We start from the raw sequence: 18,278 nt of genomic DNA on the forward strand, positions 1-18,278 counted from the left end.
CCGCAATTGCGGCCGTGGTGCGGATCGGTCGGGCTCAAACCTGTCCAACGGCCGCAATTGCGCCGCTCGTGCAGACCCACCGGCCCCGGGCATGTCCAACGGCCGCAATTGCGGCCTCCGGGCAGGCCGTCCACCACCCGCCCGGATCACCTCTCTGGTCTAGACCGTCTCGGCCCGGCCGTAATCACCTCGCACCCGAACCGTCTGGTCGTCGGCAAGCCGTATCGGCTCCGGCACACACACGGATGGGGACATGAGGAACTTGCGACACAGAGGCCTGACGAGGTTGCTGACGGCAGCCGTCATGGTGGCCGCTCTCGGGACGACGGGCGTGGCTGCGGCCGTGACCGAGCAACCGACCTCCGAGACCACGTCGGCGCCGGGTGCGCCGTCCACCGACCCGACCCAGCCGGAGCCGACCGAGCCGGCACCGAGCCAGCAGTCGGACGAGCCGACGGGGGACGCGCCGACCAAGGACGCCACGGACGAGCCGACCAAGGACGACCGCGAGGAGAAGGGCGCCCGGGGCGACGACGTCCGCAAGCCCCCCGTCGCGGCTGCGGCCGCGCCCGCCCAGTCGCAGGTCGGCATCACGAAGGAGAGCAGCCTCGACGGCGGCTCGGTGACGCCGGGCGCGCAGTTCACCTACATCCTCACCGCGCGCTGCTCGGGCCTGACCGCCGGCTGCGTGAACCAGACCGTCACCGACGTGCTGCCCGCGGGCCTCGACGTGACCTCGCTGCCGCCGACGACCGAGACCCGCATCGTGGACTACGACGCCGCGACGCGCACCCTCACCGTGCGCTTCGTCGAGCCGCTCCAGGAGCCGGTCGGCTCGGTCGGCCTCAACGACGGCGCGACCCGGGTCTTCGAGCTCGGCATGCGCCTGCCGGCGAACAGCCCGCTGCCGAACGGTGCGGAGATCACCAACACCGCCACGACGGTCGCCGACAACGCGCCCGAGGCCTCGGACGACAACGTGCTGCCGGTCTCGGTGCCGCGCGAGGTGCGGCCGGTCGCCACGAAGAACTGGGCCGACGGCTCGGCGATCGCCGGGACCGGTGAGGCCACCACGGTCACCCTCGGGGTCCGCAACGCCTCGTCCGGGGCGGTCAGCGTCGGCGAGCTGCGGGTCACCGACGTCACGCCTGCGACGTACGAGAACTTCGACCTGACCGGCGTCGAGCTGGTCGCCTTCCCGGCCGGTGCCGACCGCGCCCGGCTGCTGGTGTGCACCGCCGCCGAGTCCGACTGCGCCGACGCGGCCGACTGGACCGCCGGTCCCGTCGCGTCCGCGACCGGGCCGCTCGCCCTGCCCGCCGGCATCGACGCCGAGGACGTCACCGGCGTCCGGGTCGTCTTCACCGCCGACGACGGCAGCGCCCTGCCGTACGACGCGACGGGCGGTACGGTCCGCCTCGGGCTGGAGCTGCGCGAGACCGTCCGCTCCACGGGGGACGACCTCCTGCCCACCACCAAGCTCACCGTCACCAACTGCGCCGTCCCCGGCGCGATCGACGAGAACGACGACCTGACCTCCGGTCCGTCGGTCTGCGACACCTTCGACGTGCTGCCCGACACCGTCCTCGTCCACGCCACCAAGTCCTTCGTGGCCGACACCGACGGCAGCTTCGGCCGCGACAACGGTGAGTACGCCGTCGTCGGCGAGAACTCGCCGGTCTCCGCGACCGTGAGCATCCGCAACGACTCCGCCTTCCCGCTGCGGCACGTGCGCATCGTCGAGCCCGACGCGGGCTCGCCGTCCGCGGAGTTCGAGAAGCTCGACGTGACGAAGGTGCGGGTGCGGTTCCCGGCCGGCGCCACCGAGGCCCTCCTGACCGTGACGTACGCCGACGGCAGTGCCGACCTGGTGCAGAACCTGACCGCCACAGGCGTGGTCGACGTCTCCCGCGCCGGCACCCGTCCGGAGACGATCGAGGTGTTCTTCACCGGCGTCGACGACGAGGGCCAGCCCTCGATCGCGATCGGCTCCACCTCCCACCTCGACCTGCACGGCACCCTCAACGCGGGCGTGACGGCCGACGACCTGGCGTCCGGCACCTCGCCGGGCGTCGGCAACTGCGCGTCGTACCGCGCGCAGGCCGACACCTCCAACAGCACCGGCACCGCCTCCGGCAACGCCTGCGCCCAGCTCGCCGTCGAGGCGCGCCGGTACGGCGGCTCCGGGGTGAAGACCGTCGGCCAGACCCAGGTCCCGCCCGGGCAGCCGATCCCGTTCTCGATGACGATGACCAACAACGGCAACGTCGCGCTGGTCGACCCGGTCCTCTACGACCCGCCGGTCGAGGGTGACGGCCGCCCGCGGGCCACCGACAACCCGTTCGCGATCCTGTCGCTGGTCTCCGCGACGGTCCGCAAGGACACCGGCACGCCCGACGTCGACCTGGAGGTCTTCGACCCGGACGCCGACGCGTGGGTCGCGTACGTCGCCTCCGACACGGCGCTGCTGACCCGGGCCACCGGCATCCGTGCCCTGGTCGACGGCGAGCTGACCCCGACCAAGCGGGTCTTCCTCGACCTGGTGACCGAGCGCCGCGACGGCATCGCCGACGGCCTCACGCTGCGCAACTGCTTCGCCATCGGCGCGGTCGGCTACATGGGTGACCCCGTGTGCTCCGCCGAGATGACCACCGCGCCCGCGACCAGTGGCGCGGCGCTGAACAAGTCGATCGCGCCCGGTCAGCTGCCGGCGCCGATCCCCGGCGTTCCGCAGCAGACCGCCCAGGTGCGCCTGACCGTCGCCAACACCGGCAACGTGAGCGCCAACCGGCTCCAGATCACCGACGAGGACACCCCGTTCTTCGACGCGGTCAACCTCGGCCGGGTCGCGAGCGTGACCTTCCCGCTCGGTGCGAACCGGGTCCAGGTCGACGTACGGACCGCCTCCGGCTGGGTCGCCGGTACGCCGGTCGCCAGCGGCGCGTCGTACCCGCTGCCCGCGGGCGTCGCGGCCGCCGACGTGATCGGGGTCCGGGTGACCTTCACCAACAGCGACGGCGGGTACTCGCTGCGTCCGTGCGAGGGCACGCCGACCCCGGCGAGCTGCACGGGTGCGGTGGTCCTCGACGTCCACCCGCGCGGCACGAAGCGCTCGGACCCGGACGCCGCGCCGGACCCCGAGCTGGAGAACGAGGCGACCGCGGGCTTCGAGACCCGGCTGCAGTCCGCCGGATCGCTGGCCCCGGTGGACCCGGTCTCGGCCTCCCTCGACCTGGTCGAGGGCGACCCCGAGCTCGACGTGGAGAAGACCCCGAACAGCGCGATCGCGCCGGGCGAGGTCGCGCCGTTCCAGCTGGTCGTGACCAACACCGGCACCGCGGACCTGCCCGGCCTGGTGGTGCGCGACCTGCTGCCCGAGGGGCTGTCGTTCGACGAGACCTTCCAGGGCGGCACCGGCTACCGCGTGGTCGACGTCCAGGTCCCGGCCGGCACCGAGGAGCCGCCGACGCCGACGTTCACGACCGCCAGCGAGGACGGGCGGATCAACGCCCTGCGGTGGTCGTTCGGTGACTGGGTGATGCGCCCGGGTGCGACCCTGACCATCGAGATCCAGGTCCGGCTGGCGCCGGGCGTGACCGAGGGCCAGGTCAACACCAACCGGATGGGGGCGACGACCGACGCCGACGACCTGGCCTGCGCGCCGGGCGCCGGCACCTCGACGGACCAGACGTTCGGCACCGGCACCTGGTGCACGGACAGCGCGGCCGTCACCACCAAGGCCGGCGCGGCCTTCGAGGCCCGCAAGTGGGTCGCCGGCAACGACGCGCTCGGCTGGTGGGACAACCGCGAGGGTGAGCCGGTCGCGGTCGGCGACGCCGCCTGCCCGTCGCTGACCCAGGGCGGCCGGACCTACACCGCCTACCCGTGCGTCGCGCTGGTCAACCCGGGCGACCGGTACGACTACCTGCTGCGGATGGTCAACAGCGGCACCGAGCCGGCGACCGCGATGCGCGTCATCGACCGGTTCCCGGTCCAGGGCGACAAGGGCGTCGTGCTCAGCGGCACCGACCGCGGCACCCAGTGGGACAACCGTCCCCGGCTCGCCACCGCGCCGACGCTCGACGGCCCGGGCACGCTGGCCACGACGTACGCGAACAGCGAGGCCGGGGTGTGCACCACCGACCTCGACATGGGCAGCAGCTGTGCCGCCGGCACCTGGTCCGACCCGTTCGGACCGGCCGCCGTCGCCGCCCAGATGCGCGTGCAGTGGCCGACCCCGTTGGCCCCCGGCGACGGGGTGAGCATCCGGTTCTCGATGGACACCCCGCTGGAGGTCGCGCGGGTCGCGGACCCAACGATCGCCTGGAACTCCTTCGGGCACGCCGAGACCACCGAGCGCGCCAACGGCAGCACCCGCGTGCTGCCGCCGACGGAGCCGATCCAGGTCGGCGTCGCGACGGCGTACGGCACCCTGCACGTCGAGAAGGAGCTGCTGCAGAACCCCGGCGACCTGCCGGTGGACGACCGGGAGTTCGAGATCGACTACTCCTGCCGCATCGAGCCGATCGGCAACCCGGCCCAGACGGTCGCGGAGGACACCCTGTCCATCCGTCCCGGTGAGTCGGCCGACGTCACGGGTCTCCCGGGCGGCGCGATCTGCGAGGTCTGGGAGGCCGACCCGTACGGCGGCGTCACCAACCACCCCGCCGACGACCCGGCCGTCGTGACGATCGTGCCCCAGCTGGGCTCGGACCCCGAGCCGGCCACGACGGTCACGGTCACCAACAGCTACCCGCTGGCGGAGATCGAGGTCAGCAAGTCGGTGACGGGCGCCGCGGCGGCCTTCGGGACGTCGACGACGTACCCGGTCGAGGTGCTCTGCGCGATGGACGGCGAGACGGCCACCGGCTTCCCGGTGACCGTCGACCTGGTCGGCGACGACAGCGAGACCCTGGACGCGCCGGTGGGCACCACCTGCACGGCCACCGAGCTCGACGCCGGGGGCGCGACGTCCTCGACGGTCACGCCGGCCGCCGGCGTGCTGGTCACGCCGGGGGCGAGCACGCCGCTCACCCTCGAGGTCGTCAACGACTTCGAGCAGGCGCACCTGGAGATCCTCAAGCGGATCACCGGCGCCGGCGGCTCGCTGCCCACCGGCCCGTTCGAGTACGAGGTCGCCTGCACCTTCGAGGGCACGCCGGTCCCGCCGGTCACCGTCTCGGTGCCGCGGGCGGCGGGGGCGACCGAGCTGGTCGCCGAGGTCCCGCTGCTGCTCCCCGTGGGCGCGGTGTGCACCGTGACCGAGACCGACGACGGGGCCGCGGACGCGACCCCGGCACCGGTCACCGTGACGCTGGTGGAGAACGCCGAGGACAACACCGTCCAGGCGGCGTTCACCAACGAGTTCTCCGCGGCCACGGTCTCGCTCGCCAAGGTGCTGACCGGCGCGGGCGCGACGGCGTCGTACGCCACCGGCGCGTCGTTCACGGTCGACGTCACCTGCGCCCTCGACACCCCGACCCAGGTGCTGCACTCCAGCGCCGTCGTCATCCGGGGCGGCGAGGAGCGGACGCTCGAGGACGCGGCCGGTGACCCCGTGCTGCTGCCGCTCGGCACCCGGTGCTGGGCGGTCGAGTCCGGGACGGGAGGCGCCACCAGCAACGCCGTCAACGCCGGCTCCTGGGCCGACGCGCTCGTCGTCGCCGGCGGTACGCCGGACGACCTGCAGCGCCTGGAGCTCGAGGTGACCAACACCTTCGACCTCACCTCGCTGGTGCTCGACAAGATCGTCGACGGCAAGGCCGCGTCGTACGCGAAGGGCCGCGAGTTCGAGGTGGCCGTCACCTGCGTGCTGCCCCAGGGCTCGGTGGACACCCCGCTGCTCACCGACCAGCGCCTCACCCTGGTCGCGGGCAAGCCCGTCACCGTGCCGGACCTGCCGGTCGGCGCGGAGTGCTGGGCCACGGAGACCGACGACGGCGGCGCCACCCGCTCCGTCGTCCAGTACGCCGGTCCCGCGGCGCCCGCCGTCCTGGCGGCGTCGGGGACGCGCCTGACGGTGACCAACACCTTCGACGCCGGTGTGCTGAGCGTGGCCAAGAAGGTCGTCGGCGGTCCGGCCGGGCCGTTCTCCTTCGAGGTCGCCTGCACGACGGAGGAGGGCGACGTCCGGCTCCGGGGCCGCGACGCGGCCTTCGAGCTGCGCGCCGGTGACCGGCGCCGGATCGAGGTCCCGCTCGGGGCGACGTGCACGGTCACCGAGGTCGACGTCCCGGACGACGCCGAGGTGAGCTTCGAGGAGGACGCGACCGGCAGCGGCCGGAACGACGGCAAGGTGGTCGTCGACCCGCGGGCCGCGGTCACCGTCGTCAACACCTTCGCCGACGTCGCGGGCAACGACGAGGGTGCCGACCCGGACGGGGCCGGCGTGCTGCCGAGCCTCGGCGGGCCGGCGCTGGGGCTGCTGTCCCTGGCGCTGCTCCTCCTCGCCGCGGGCGCCGCGCTGGTCGTGCGCGGGCGGAGGCTGCGCACCACCTGAGCGAACGGTGGTCTGGACCGGTTGCCCGTCGGCGTCATGCCGGCGGGCAACCGTCGTCTCACCCGGGGACAGCCGACGAGGAGAGGTCAGTGTCATGAGACGGATCGACCAGCAGATCGCCCGGTTGAGCGACGGGCGGGTGCGCTTCGACCCGCGTCAGGGGCGGCTCTCGGTCCTGGGCGAGGACGGGGCGGTGCGCGCGCAGGCGAAGGTCCGCGAGACCGAGCTGCGCAACCGGCTCCAGCGGCTGCTGCTCAACGAGCCTCCGGCCACGGGCGGTGGTGACCCCGAGGAGCGGGCCATCCGGCTGCTCCTGACGCACGCCGAGCGGGCCGCCTCGATGCCCGGTCCGTGCGCGGCGCTGCAGCGCCTGGTGAGCTGAGCGCCGGGGCTCAGCCCGTGTAGTGCAGCTCGTCGTTGGCGGGGTCGGGATCCAGGTTCTCGGTGGCGGAGATCCGGACCGTCGCGTCGAGCGCTCCCTGCCCTCCGGTGACCACCACGTCGATGGCGAAGGTGCCGCTCACCGCCCCGAGCGCGCAGGTCAGCGTGGTCAGGTCGCCGTCGGTGCCCGCCGTCGTACAGGTGCCGGGGACGTACTGCGCCTCGGCGTGCACGGAGTAGCTCTCCAGGTTGCGCACCCGGATGGTCAGGGCCGTGGTCTCGGCGGCCCCCGTCACCGTCATCTGCAGGTGGTGGTGGGGTCCGTTCCAGAACCACGACTTGCCCGTGAGCGCGAGGTCGTGGGTCGTGGGCTCCGGGACCTCGGTGGGCGGGGTGGTCTCGCTCGGGCTGGGCTGGCCCACCGGCGGCGTCGGAGCGTACGACGGCGACCCGACCGGCTTCCCCCCGCCGGGACCGACCAGGACGTCGGACCGGTCCTCCGGGGACGGAGTCGGCGGTGCGGTCGTCGGGCTCGGAACGGCGCTCGTCGGCGTCGGGAGGGGCGTGACCACCGGGAGGGCCGGCACCCGCGGCCGGACGTCGGACGTCGCCGGGCCGGTGGACTCCTGGTCCCTGGCGGGGCCGGACGTGCCGGCCGGGGAGTCCGGAGAGGTCGACGCGCCTGCGGTGGTGGAGCCGGACCCGGTGCCGGGCTCGGAGGTGTCCAGAGCGGAGACCAGGGCGAAGGACGCGGCCGTGACGACCACCGTCGCCGCGACGGCGGCGCCGGTGGCGGTGAGCGTGCGGTTCGCGCGGATCCAGTGCCGCAGCGCGCCCCCGCCGCCGACCAGGCCGCCGGACCCGCCGGCCGTCAGCGCGGCGTAGCCGGCAGCGGTGCTACCGAGCAGGGCCGGGGCGAGGACGGCTCCGAGGTTCGTGTTGATCGCGGAGAGCTCGAGGAACCCCGCGGTGCACGCGGGACAGTCGTCGAGATGGCGCTGCACCTCCTCGCGCTGCCGGGACCGCAGGTGCCCGCGGACGTAGGGGGCCAGCTGCTCCCGGTAGGGGCGGCAGCGCTCGTCGGCCGCCCCGAGGTGCGCGTCGAGGTAGGCCTTCCGCAGCCCGTCGCGGGCGCGGAAGCCGAGCGCCGCCACGGCGTTGGGCTTCAGCCCGAGCCGCCGGCCGATCGTGTCGTGGTCCTCGCCCTCGACGGTGCTGTGCCACAGCACCGTCTGCCACCGCTCGGGCAGCGCGGCGAAGGCGGAGGCCAGCAGCGTCGACTCGTGCCGCTGCTCGGTGACGTCGGCGTCGGTCGGCCGGTCGAGCCCTCGCTGGTCGTCGACCCAGACGTGGCGGGCGTCGCGGCGCACGTGGCTGACGTAGGTGTTGCGTACGGCGGTCAGGAGGTAGGGCCGGAAGGAGACCTCGGGCCCGCCGCCGGAGCGGATCGTCTCCAGGACCTTCACGAACGCCTCGGCGACGACGTCCTCGGCGGTGACCGGGTCGGTGAGGCTCCGCGCGAACCGCAGCGCCGACTCGCGGTGCCGGCGGTAGAGCTCCTCCACGGCCGACTCGTCGCCGGTCCGTGCCTCAAGGAGCAGGTCGACGTCGCTGAGCGTCTCGCGCTCGATGAAGGAGGTCATCGAACCGACCCGCACTCGGCCGTAAGGACAGGGGTACGACGGCGTCCCTGTGTCGTGACCGAGCAGACCTGGAACTCCCTGCCCGAGGAGGAGCGTGCCGCGCTCGCCGAGCTGTGGCGCGACGAGCTGGCGCGCGGCTGGATCCCGAGCGCCGCCGACCTCGCGGCCGGCCTCGAAGTGGTCCGCTGGCGACGGACCTGAGCCGCGTGACTGAACATGTAAGAAGCTCCCCCCGGAGAACGCCCCGGGACCACGAGCCCGGACGGCGATGCGATCAGCATCGCCCGGTCCCGGACCGGGGTCGGCCCCGTAGGGGCCGGGCGAGCGTGAGCCGTCGGCGAAATCACCCGGTGGTTCACCCGGAGGTCCCAGTGGTCGGACGGCGGTCGTCGAACCCGGGCTCGCGGAGCGTCCCCGTCGGTTAGCCTCCCCCGGGTAGGAGCGCTCTCAGCCGCGAGGAGGTCGGTCGCGCCGTGACGAGGCTCGCAGTCGCCGTCCTGGGTCCGGTCCGGGTGACCAGGGACGGTGCCGAGGTCGACCTCGGCACGCTGCGGCAGCGCGAGGTGATCGCGGCCCTGGCGCTGGGCGGTGGGGCGCCGGTGCCGAGCGAGATGGTGATCGAGCGGGTCTGGGGCGACCGGGCGCCCGCCACGGCGCGCGCGACGCTGCACGGGTACGTCGCTGCGCTGCGCCGGGCGCTGGAGCCGGACCGGCCGCCGCGCGCACCGGCGACGGTCCTGGTCACCGAGGGGGACACCTACCTGCTCCGGATCGACTCGGTGGACCGCGACGAGGTCCGCTTCGAGGAGCACGTCGGGTCGGCCCGCACCCGGCTCGCCGTCGTCGCGGACCAGCTCCGCCCGCGGGTGGCCCAGCAGGACCGCGAGACGGTCGAGGCCGCGCTCGACGAGCTGGACGACGCGCTGGCGCTGTGGCGCGGGACGCCGTACGCCGAGCTCGGCGACGACCCCGCCGCCGTCGCCTACCGGGTCCGGCTGGAGGACCTGCGCCTGATGGCCGGTGAGCTCCGGGCGGTCGGCCAGCTCGCGCTCGGCCGGCACGACCTCGTCCGCGGCGAGCTCGAGGCGCGCACGGCCGAGCACCCGCTGCACGAGCGGTGGTGGGCGCTGCGCGCCGTGGCGCTCGCACGGGAGAGCCGGCAGGCCGACGCGCTCGCCGTCCTCGACCGCCTCCGCGACAACCTGGCCGACGAGCTCGGGGTGGACCCGAGCCGGCCGCTGCAGGAGCTGCGCACCGCGATCCTGCGCCAGGAGCCGTCGGTGACCGACGTGCCGGCCCCGTCGGCGTCCGCGACGCCGGTCCGCCGGGCCAGCACCCGGGTGAACGCCTCGGCCTGGAAGCTGGCGGGCCGGGAGCCGGACCTGGCCGAGCTGCGCCGCGCCCTGGACGAGGCGCAGGAGCAGCGCGGCGGGTTCGCGGTGCTGAGCGGCGGCGCGGGGATCGGCAAGTCCCGCCTGGTCGAGGAGGTGGCGCTCGACGCCGTCGAGCACGGCTGGCGACTGGCGGTCGGGCAGTGCTCGCAGGACGACGGCGCGCCGCCGCTGTGGCCGTGGCTGTCGGTCCTGGACGCGCTCGGCACCCCGTTCACCGCTCCCGAGCCGGGGCCGGAGGCCGGTGGCCTGTTCCGGGTGCGCGCCGACATCGCGCGGCTCATCCGGGAGGCCGCCGAGGCGCAGCCCCTGATGCTCGTGCTGGAGGACCTGCACTGGGCCGACCCCTCGACCCTCGGGGTCCTGCGGCTGCTGGCGGAGTCGGTGACCCGCGAGCGGCTGCTCGTGGTGGTGACCTGGCGCTCGCAGGCCGAGGCGCGTCACGACCTCGGCGGGGTCGCGGAGTCGCTGGCCCGCCGGCACGCCGTACGCCTGGAGCTGGCGGGGCTCGACGAGGACGCCACCCGGACGGTCTTCGAGGAGGTCGCGGGCCGCACGCTGCCGGAGGCGCAGGTGGCCGCGCTGCACCGGCGTACCCAGGGCAACCCGTTCTTCGTCGTGGAGCTGGCGCGGCTGGCGCTCGGCGACGACCGCGAGCTCGACGAGGTCGTGGGGTCGGGGGAGCTGCCCACGACGGTGCCCACCGCCCTGTCCGAGGTCGTCGAGCGGCGGCTGGCGACCCTCCCCGAGGTCGCCACCACCGTGCTGCGGGCCGCCGCGGTGGTCGGTCACTCCTTCGACCTCGAGACGCTCGGCGACGTCACCCGGATCGGACCGGACGACCTGCTCGACGCCGTCGAGGCCGCCTGCGAGGCGGGCCTGCTCGAGGAGGACGGCGTCGAGGTGTTCCGGTTCTCCCACGCCCTGGTGGCCGACGTGCTGTGCGCGTCGATGGGCGCCACCCGGCTCGCCCGCACCCACCGTCTCGTCGCGGAGCTGCTCGAGCAGCGCCCGGGGCGCGAGGCCGAGGTCGCCTGGCACTGGCGCGAGGCCGGCCCGGGCCACGTCGGCCGGGCCTGGCGCGCGGCCGCGGCGGCTGCCCGCGCGGCGACCACGGTCTACGCGTACGTCGACGCCGCGACCCTCGTCGACAGCGCGCTCGAGCTGCAGGGCGCCGACGAGGACGCCGGTCCGGAGGAGGAGCTGGACCTGCTCCAGCAGGCCATCGACACCTACCGCTGGGCGGCCATGCTCCCGGAGCTGGTGGCGGCGGTGGAACGCTCCATCGCCCTCGCGACCGGGCTCGGAGGCCCCGGTGACGTGGTCCGGGCCGCCCACGCGGCGACCCAGACGACCCACCGGATGCTGTGGCGCTCGGCCCCGTTCGGCGCGGTGAACGAGGTGGTCGTGGGCGCGCTCCGGCAGGCCGTCGAGCTGCTGCCCGAGGACGAGCAGGAGCTGCGCTGCCGGGTGCTGGTCAGCCTGGCCAACGAGCTGCGCGAGGAGGCCCCGATCTCCGAGCGCGAGCAGCTCTGCGAGGAGGCGCTGGCCCTGGCGCGGTCACTGGGCGACCCGGTCCTGCTGTGCGACGTCCTCCTGCACGCGGGACTCTCCACCTGGACCTCGGCCAACGCCGAGGGCACCCGGGCCGCGAGCCACGAGGCGATCGACCTGGCGCGCCGTACCGGTGACCGGCACGCGCTCGTGATGGCCCTCGCGATGGCGACGGCGACGCTGGCCGAGCTCGGCCGCGTCGAGGAGATGTGGGCCTGCCTGGAGCAGGGCCGGGCCGAAGCGTCCGTGCTGCGCATCGTGTACGCCGAGCTGCTGCTCGACGAGGTCGAGCTCGCGTGGACGGCGGCCTCCGGACGCTTCGACGAGTGCGAGGAGCTGATGGGTCGGATCGAGCGGCGCCTGGCCCTGATCGGGGACGGCGGGGACGAGCTGTCCCTCGACCTGCACTTCGACCTCTTCGCGCTGCGGCTGTGGCAGGGGCGCCCGCTGGACGCCCTACCCGGGGTCGAGGCCCGGATCCGGGCCGGCTTCCCGATGCAGGTCTTCGCGGTCGTCGCGCTCTGGCGCGGCGGCCGGCGCGAGGAGGCCGCCCGGGAGTTCCGTCCGTACGAGCTGCACGAGCTGATCGAGCGTGACTTCGCGTTCTCCTCCCCGCTGTGGTGCGGCATCGCCGAGGCGGCCCTCTACTTCGAGGACGCCGACCTCGGCCGCCACGTCCACCAGCGGATGGCGCCGTACGCCGGCCGCAACTCGGGCGCCGAGGGCCTGTGCTTCGGCCCCACCGACGCCTTCCTCGCCCTCGCCGCCCGCGCCTACGGCGACCTGCCCGCCGCCACGGCGCACGCCGAGCGCGCCCTCGACCTCATCGACGCCTGGGACATGCCCCCCGCCCGGGAGTGGTTCGAGAGCCTCCGCCACACCTACGACTTCTGACCGCCGAGTCGGCAGAACTTGCGCGTCGAGTCGGCAGAACTTGCGCGTCGAGTCGGCAGAACTTGCGCGCGACCCGGCCACGGGACGCCGCGGGCCACTAGCCTGCGGCCCGTGAGTCGACGCAGGAGATGGGTCAGCGCCGCCGTCCAGACCGCGTGGGGCTGGCTGGACCGGGCCGGCGAGATCGTGCCCGGCACCGCCGCGGCCGACCGGTTCGGGAGCTTCGGTCCCGGCAGCTGCATCGGCTTCCCGGCCGCCACGCTGATGAACGTCGGGTCGATCCACCTCGGCGCCCGCACCCTGGTCGGCCGGCAGGCGACCCTGTCGGTCGGCTACTCGCCGTACGACGAGCGACTGCCGGAGCGCGGACTGGTCGTCGGCGACCGGTGCGTCCTCGGCGCACGCACCAGCCTCACCGCCCACGAGTCGATCGTGCTCGGGAACGATGTGTGGTTCGGTCAGGACGTCTTCGTCTCGGACGCGAGCCACGGCTACCAGGACGTCGCGACGCCGATCGGGCAGCAGTTCGGCACGCACACCCCGGTCGTGATCGGGGACGGGTGCTGGATCGGGCACGGCGCGATCGTGCTGCCCGGCACCCGGCTCGGCCGCAACGTCGTCGTGGCCGCCGGCTCGGTCGTGCGCGGTGAGATCGAGGACCACGCCGTCGTCGCCGGGGTGCCTGCGCGGGTGGTGCGGCACCACGAGCCGGGCGTCGGCTGGGTGTCCGCGGGAGGCGACGTACGGCCGGAGATGCCGTCCGCCTGAAACGTTACATTCCGGAAATCGAAGCCGTTCCCGCCCGTCATCCGGGCCGGAGAACCTCTCGGGTGCCACCCCTCCCTCCTGGAAAGGCACCCGACTCTCCATGCCCTCTCGCACCTCCAGGCGCGCCCGCCTCGTGGCCGTCCCCGCCGTCGTCGCGGTGGGACTCTCCGTCCTCGCGGTCACCCCGCCCTCCCAGGCGCTGACCGACGTCACCACCGAGAACGGCGCGACCGTCAACATCAACGACGCCCGCCGGCCCGGCCTCGACACCGGCTCCATCCGCAACGTCTCCGGCTCGAAGATGGAGGGCTTCGGCAACATCTTCGTCCACGTCGACGCGCCCGCCGGCGAGGAGCCGCGGATGAACGACCAGATGATGCGCGGCTTCGGCCTCACCGCCGCCGCGCGCGGCTCGTACCGGTCGACCCGGTCGGTCCGGCTCGGCGACGTCCTGATGACCCGCAAGGTCCAGGTCGCGACCGGCACCAGCACCACCGGGTTCTTCGACACCTTCACCAACACCTCGACCGATCCGGTCACCCTGGAGGTCTCCTTCGGCGGCTCGCTCGGCTCGGGCCTCACCGCCACCAGCCCCAACAAGGCCACGATCAGCGCCTCCGGCAGCGGCGACGCGGCGGTCGACCCCGCGGACACCTGGGTCACCGCGACCACCCCGGGCAACACCCGGCCCACCGGCATCGTCGTCGGCGGCGGCGTGGGTGCCCTGGGCGACCAGCAGTCGAACCCGTTCACCACGGCGTACGTCCCCACCGGCAGCCGCGCCAACGACCTCGGCTTCGTCCGCGAGCTGACCGTCGAGCCCGGCGCGACCGAGTCGCTGATGCAGTACGTCGTCGTCGGAGCACTCGGCGACACGACCCAGATCGCCACGGACACCGCGGCGCTCGCGGCCGCACCCGACTTCTCCAACCTGACGATCGACGAGATCTGCACGCTGCAGAACTGGGACCTCGCGTCGTACGCCGCCGCCTGCGCGGGCGCCGAGCCGCTCGCGATCCCCGCCGCCGAGCCGGACGTCGAGCACACCACCGAGGTCGCGTACGACGTCACCGGCAAGACCATCGCGGACCTGCAGGCCGACATGGTCGCCGGCAAGGTCACGTCGGTGCAGATCACCAAGGCCTACCTCGACCGGATCGAGGCGTACGACGGCGGCGCGCTCGGCTTCCACTCCTTCATCACCGTCGCGAAGGACGCCGTCGCCCAGGCGCTGGCCGCCGACCAGGCCCGCAAGGCCGGCCGGACCGGGGATCTGCTCGGCATCCCGATCGCGTTGAAGGACATCTACGACACCAAGGACATGCCCACCTCCGGCGGCACCCTCGCGCTGAAGGACTGGGAGCCGAAGAAGGACGCCTGGCAGGTCGCCAGGCTCCGTGAGGCCGGCGCGGTGATGATCGGCAAGACCGTGCTCTCGGAGTTCGCCAACTCCGGCTCGTTCAGCGAGAGCGGGTTCAAGCAGACCTGGAATGCCCTCTACCCGTCGAAGACCTCGTTCGGCTCCAGCGGCGGCTCGGCCACCGCGGTCGGCGCCGACCTCGCCGCGGCGGCGATGGGCACCCAGACCGGTGTCTCGCTCTACGCGCCGTCGACCGGCGCCAGCCTGACGACCTTCCGCGGCACCGACGGCCTGACCAGCACCGGCGGCGTGATGCCGCTGACCTGGGCGACCGACTACGCCGGCCCGATGGCCAAGTCGGTCACCGACGTCGCCTCGCTGCTGGACGCCACCGCGACGCAGGCGACCGGCGACAACCCCGAGGACCTGATCACCGCCCGGGTGACGCCCAAGACGCTGCGCCCGGTGGAGTGGAAGTCGTCGCTCCGGGCCGACGCACTCGCAGGCAAGGTCATCGGCTACCGGCCGAGCTCCTTCGCGTCGACGGTGATCACCGACGACAACGCCGGCGCGGTCGCGCTGGCCGATGCCCGCGCGGCGATCGAGGCGGCCGGCGGCACCCTGGTGGAGGTGACCGGTGACATCGCGTCGCCGCCGAGCGCCCCGGGCATCAGCTCCGCGGAGAGCTGGGGTCGCTACCTCGACGAGGAGCGCCCGGCGGAGTTCCCGATGTCCGTCCAGGACCTGCTGACGAACCCGCTCAACCTGCCGTACAACTCGCGCAACGCGGGGAACCGGCTCACTGAGGATCAGGTCGCCGCGCACCTCGCGCGCCGCGACGCCCACAAGGTCAACGCCACCGCCTGGATGGACGCCAACGAGGTCGACGCCGTCATCTACCCGGGCTTCCTGACCAGCATCGGCAACAACGACGCGTCGTCGGCGATCTTCAGCTCCGACCGCGCCTCGGGCGTCATCACCCAGAGCATCGGCCTGCCGACGGCGATCCTGCCGATCGGGAAGAACGACGAGGGCCAGTCCAACAACGTGCAGATCGTCGGCCGGGCGTGGGACGACGCGACCATCCTCGGCTACGCGTACGCCGTCGAGCAGCAGGCCAGGGCCGCCGTGCACAGCGAGTTCGCCCCGGCGCTCTCGTGGAGCGGTCCGGCCACGTCGCTGACCTCGCTCTCGCTCGGCGCCACGGCGACGACGTACGGCGTGCCCACGACGGCGACCGTCTCCGTCGCCGCCGACCCGGCCGCCACCGGCGCGGTGTCCGTCGCGGTCGCCGGCCGCACGGTCACCGGCACCCTGGCGGGCGGTACGGCGACGCTGCGGCTCCCGGCGGACCTCCCGGTCGGCAGCCACCTCGTCACCGCGACGTACGCCGGCTCCGCGAGCGTCGCGACCAGCTCCGCGACCGCCACGCTGAAGGTGGCCAAGGCGGCGCCGACCGTGGCCGTCGGCCTGGTCAAGAAGTCGGTCAGGACCAACCAGAAGGCGCGGCTCAACGTCCGCCTGGGCGCGCCCGCCACGGTCCTGGTCTACGACGGCAGGAAGGTGGTCCGGACCGCCCGCGTCGGCACGACCGGCAAGGTCGCCCTGCCCCGCCTGGGCACGGGCCGGCACCGGATCCGGCTGTACGTGGTCGCGGGTGAGCAGTACGCCGCCGCCTGGAGCCGCACGGTCACGCTGAAGGTCACGAAGGCCGAGAAGCGCTAGCCCGACGCACCCACGGCGCCGCGGACCTCGGGGTCCGCGGCGCCGTCGTGCTGTGCGGGACGGCTCGGCGTGGCTACGGTGTGCCACGTGCTGACCCCCGTCTCGTACCCCGCCTACCCCGCCCCGTCCGCCCGCGCGTTGGAGCTGTACGACGCGATGGTGGCCTTCATGCGCGAGGAGGTGCTCCCCGCCGAGGCGTCGTACGACGCGTTCCGGCATGCCGCCGCGCCCGGCGACCACACGGTCCCGCCGGTGGTCGAGGAGCTGAAGGTCAAGGCGCGCGAGCGCGGGCTGTGGAACCTCTTCCTGCCCGCCGAGTCCGGACTGTCGCAGCTGGAGTACGCGCCGATCGCCGAACTGTCGGGCTGGAGCGTCGAGCTCGCGCCGGAGGCGATCAACTGCCAGGCGCCCGACACCGGGAACATGGAGCTGCTGCATCTGCTCGGCACCCCCGAGCAGCAGGAGCGGTGGCTGGCCCCGCTGCTGGCCGGCGAGATCCGATCGGCGTTCGCGATGACCGAGCCCGCGGTCGCGAGCTCGGATGCGACCAACATCGAGACCCGGATCGAGCGGGACGGCGACGAGTACGTCATCAACGGTCGCAAGTGGTGGATCAGCGGCGCCGCCGACCCGCGCTGCAAGGTCCTGATCGTGATGGGCAAGACCGACCCGACCGCCGCGACGCACCGCCAGCAGTCGATGATCGTGGTGCCCGTCGACACCCCCGGCGTCGACATCCAGCGCTCCCTGCCGGTCTTCGGCCGTCAGGACCAGCACGGTCACTGCGTCGTCGAGTTCACCGACGTCCGCGTGCCGCTGTCCGCGGTGATCGGCGAGGAGGGCGGCGGGTTCGCGGCCGCCCAGGCCCGGCTCGGCCCGGGCCGGATCCACCACGTGATGCGGGCCCTCGGTGCGGGGGAGCGCGCGCTGGCGATGATGGTCAAGCGCGCGCAGACGCGCTCGGCGTTCGGCGGCCCGCTGGCCGAGCAGTCCGCCGTGCGCGAGCGGATCGCGGAGTCGCGGATCGAGCTGGAGCAGGCCCGCGCGCTGTGCCACCGGGCGGCGTACACGATCGACGCGGAGGGCAACAAGGCCGCGCGGCACCTGATCGCCGCGGCCAAGGTCGCCGTACCCCGGGCGGTGCTGTCAGTCATCGACCGCGCCATCCAGCTGCACGGCGGCGCCGGTGTCACCGACGCGACCGTGCTCTCGACGCTCTACGGCTGGCACCGCGCCATGCGGATCTTCGACGGCCCCGACGAGGCGCACCTGACCACGCTCGCCCGGGCCGAGCTCACCCGGGAGCCGCTGTTCGAGCTGCCGGAGTCGATCTTCGGGCAGTTCGGCTCGCCGGGCGGGGTGTAGCCGGGGCGGGGTGGGCCGGGCTGCAGGCTCATCACGGTATGCAGAGCAGTTCTCGGTTCCCACGGTGGGTACGCCGTGGCAACCGCCGGCTCGTCTGCATACCGTGATGAAGCCGCAGCGGCCCGACCCACCCCCAGATCCACCCCACTCAGGCCAGAAACTGACCGCATCCGCTCCTAGCGTGGGGGTCATGGACTACAAGATCGAGCTCATCCCCCTCGCCGTCTCCGACGTCGACCGCTCCGTCGCCTTCTACGGCGACGGGCTCGGCTGGAGCATCGACCACGACCGCACCGTCTCGCCGGAGCTCCGGTTCGTGCAGGTCACCCCGCCCGGATCGGCGTGCTCGATCTGCTTCGGCATCGGCCTGGAGATGATGCCGGCGGGCTCCAGCCAGTTCATCCAGGTCGTCGTGGCGGACGCGGAGGCGGCCCTCGCCGAGCTCCGCGGGCGCGGCATCGAGTGCGAGGGCGTGGACGACCAGGCGTGGGGCCGGTTCGTCTACTTCCAGGACCCGGACGGCAACCGCTGGGCGCTCCAGCAGATCGTCATCCCCGACTAGCTGTACCCGGCCACCACGTTGGTAGCGGCGCGGGTGGTTGAACGAGCGAGAACCTCCGAGTGGGATGTGGCTTGTCTAAGGCCCACTCCAACCCGGAGGTTCTCGTGTCCCACGGTAGTGCGCGGCTGACTGTCTA

The 18,278-nt window shown here is 73.7% G+C and carries 9 protein-coding genes; 8 read left to right on the forward strand and 1 reads right to left on the reverse strand.

Annotated elements, in window-relative coordinates; translation table 11 throughout:
- Nucleotides 1–343 precede the first annotated feature (343 nt).
- Complete coding sequence (locus VMF51_RS16350; protein WP_325475517.1) at nt 344–6,499, forward strand: DUF5979 domain-containing protein; 6,156 nt, start codon at nt 344–346, stop codon at nt 6,497–6,499.
- A gap of 94 nt (nt 6,500–6,593) precedes the next feature.
- Nucleotides 6,594–6,881, forward strand: coding sequence for a hypothetical protein (locus tag VMF51_RS16355; RefSeq protein ID WP_325475518.1), 288 nt, complete (start codon nt 6,594–6,596; stop codon nt 6,879–6,881).
- Nucleotides 6,882–6,891: 10 nt separating this feature from the next.
- On the opposite strand, the gene VMF51_RS16360 is transcribed toward VMF51_RS16355, so the two are convergent.
- On the reverse strand, nt 6,892–8,523 hold the full coding sequence (locus VMF51_RS16360; RefSeq protein WP_325475519.1) for a sigma-70 family RNA polymerase sigma factor: 1,632 nt from the start codon (nt 8,521–8,523) through the stop codon (nt 6,892–6,894).
- 54 nt (nt 8,524–8,577) lie between these two features.
- On the opposite strand from VMF51_RS16360, the gene VMF51_RS16365 reads away from it, so the two are divergent.
- From VMF51_RS16365 to VMF51_RS16390, 6 genes are all read left to right on the forward strand, one after another.
- Complete coding sequence (locus VMF51_RS16365) at nt 8,578–8,724, forward strand: hypothetical protein (protein ID WP_325475520.1); 147 nt, start codon at nt 8,578–8,580, stop codon at nt 8,722–8,724.
- Nucleotides 8,725–8,996: 272 nt separating this feature from the next.
- Nucleotides 8,997–12,362: a BTAD domain-containing putative transcriptional regulator gene (locus VMF51_RS16370; protein WP_325475521.1), complete on the forward strand. Its 3,366-nt coding sequence runs from the start codon at nt 8,997–8,999 to the stop codon at nt 12,360–12,362.
- A 111-nt stretch (nt 12,363–12,473) separates the two neighbouring features.
- The gene (locus tag VMF51_RS16375; RefSeq protein WP_325475522.1) at nt 12,474–13,130 is read left to right on the forward strand and encodes an acyltransferase; all 657 of its coding nucleotides are present in this window, start codon (nt 12,474–12,476) and stop codon (nt 13,128–13,130) included.
- Nucleotides 13,131–13,230: 100 nt separating this feature from the next.
- Nucleotides 13,231–16,215, forward strand: a complete 2,985-nt coding sequence (locus tag VMF51_RS16380) for an amidase family protein (RefSeq protein ID WP_325475523.1) — start codon at nt 13,231–13,233, stop codon at nt 16,213–16,215.
- A gap of 87 nt (nt 16,216–16,302) precedes the next feature.
- A complete protein-coding gene (locus tag VMF51_RS16385; RefSeq protein WP_325475524.1) occupies nt 16,303–17,580 on the forward strand; it encodes an acyl-CoA dehydrogenase family protein in 1,278 nt (425 codons plus the stop codon).
- 190 nt (nt 17,581–17,770) lie between these two features.
- Nucleotides 17,771–18,142: a VOC family protein gene (locus VMF51_RS16390; RefSeq protein WP_325475525.1), complete on the forward strand. Its 372-nt coding sequence runs from the start codon at nt 17,771–17,773 to the stop codon at nt 18,140–18,142.
- The last annotated feature ends 136 nt before the right edge of the window (nt 18,143–18,278 follow it).

The sequence above is a fragment of the Nocardioides sp. genome, assembly GCF_035503875.1.
Classification (GTDB): Bacteria; Actinomycetota; Actinomycetes; order Propionibacteriales; family Nocardioidaceae; genus Nocardioides.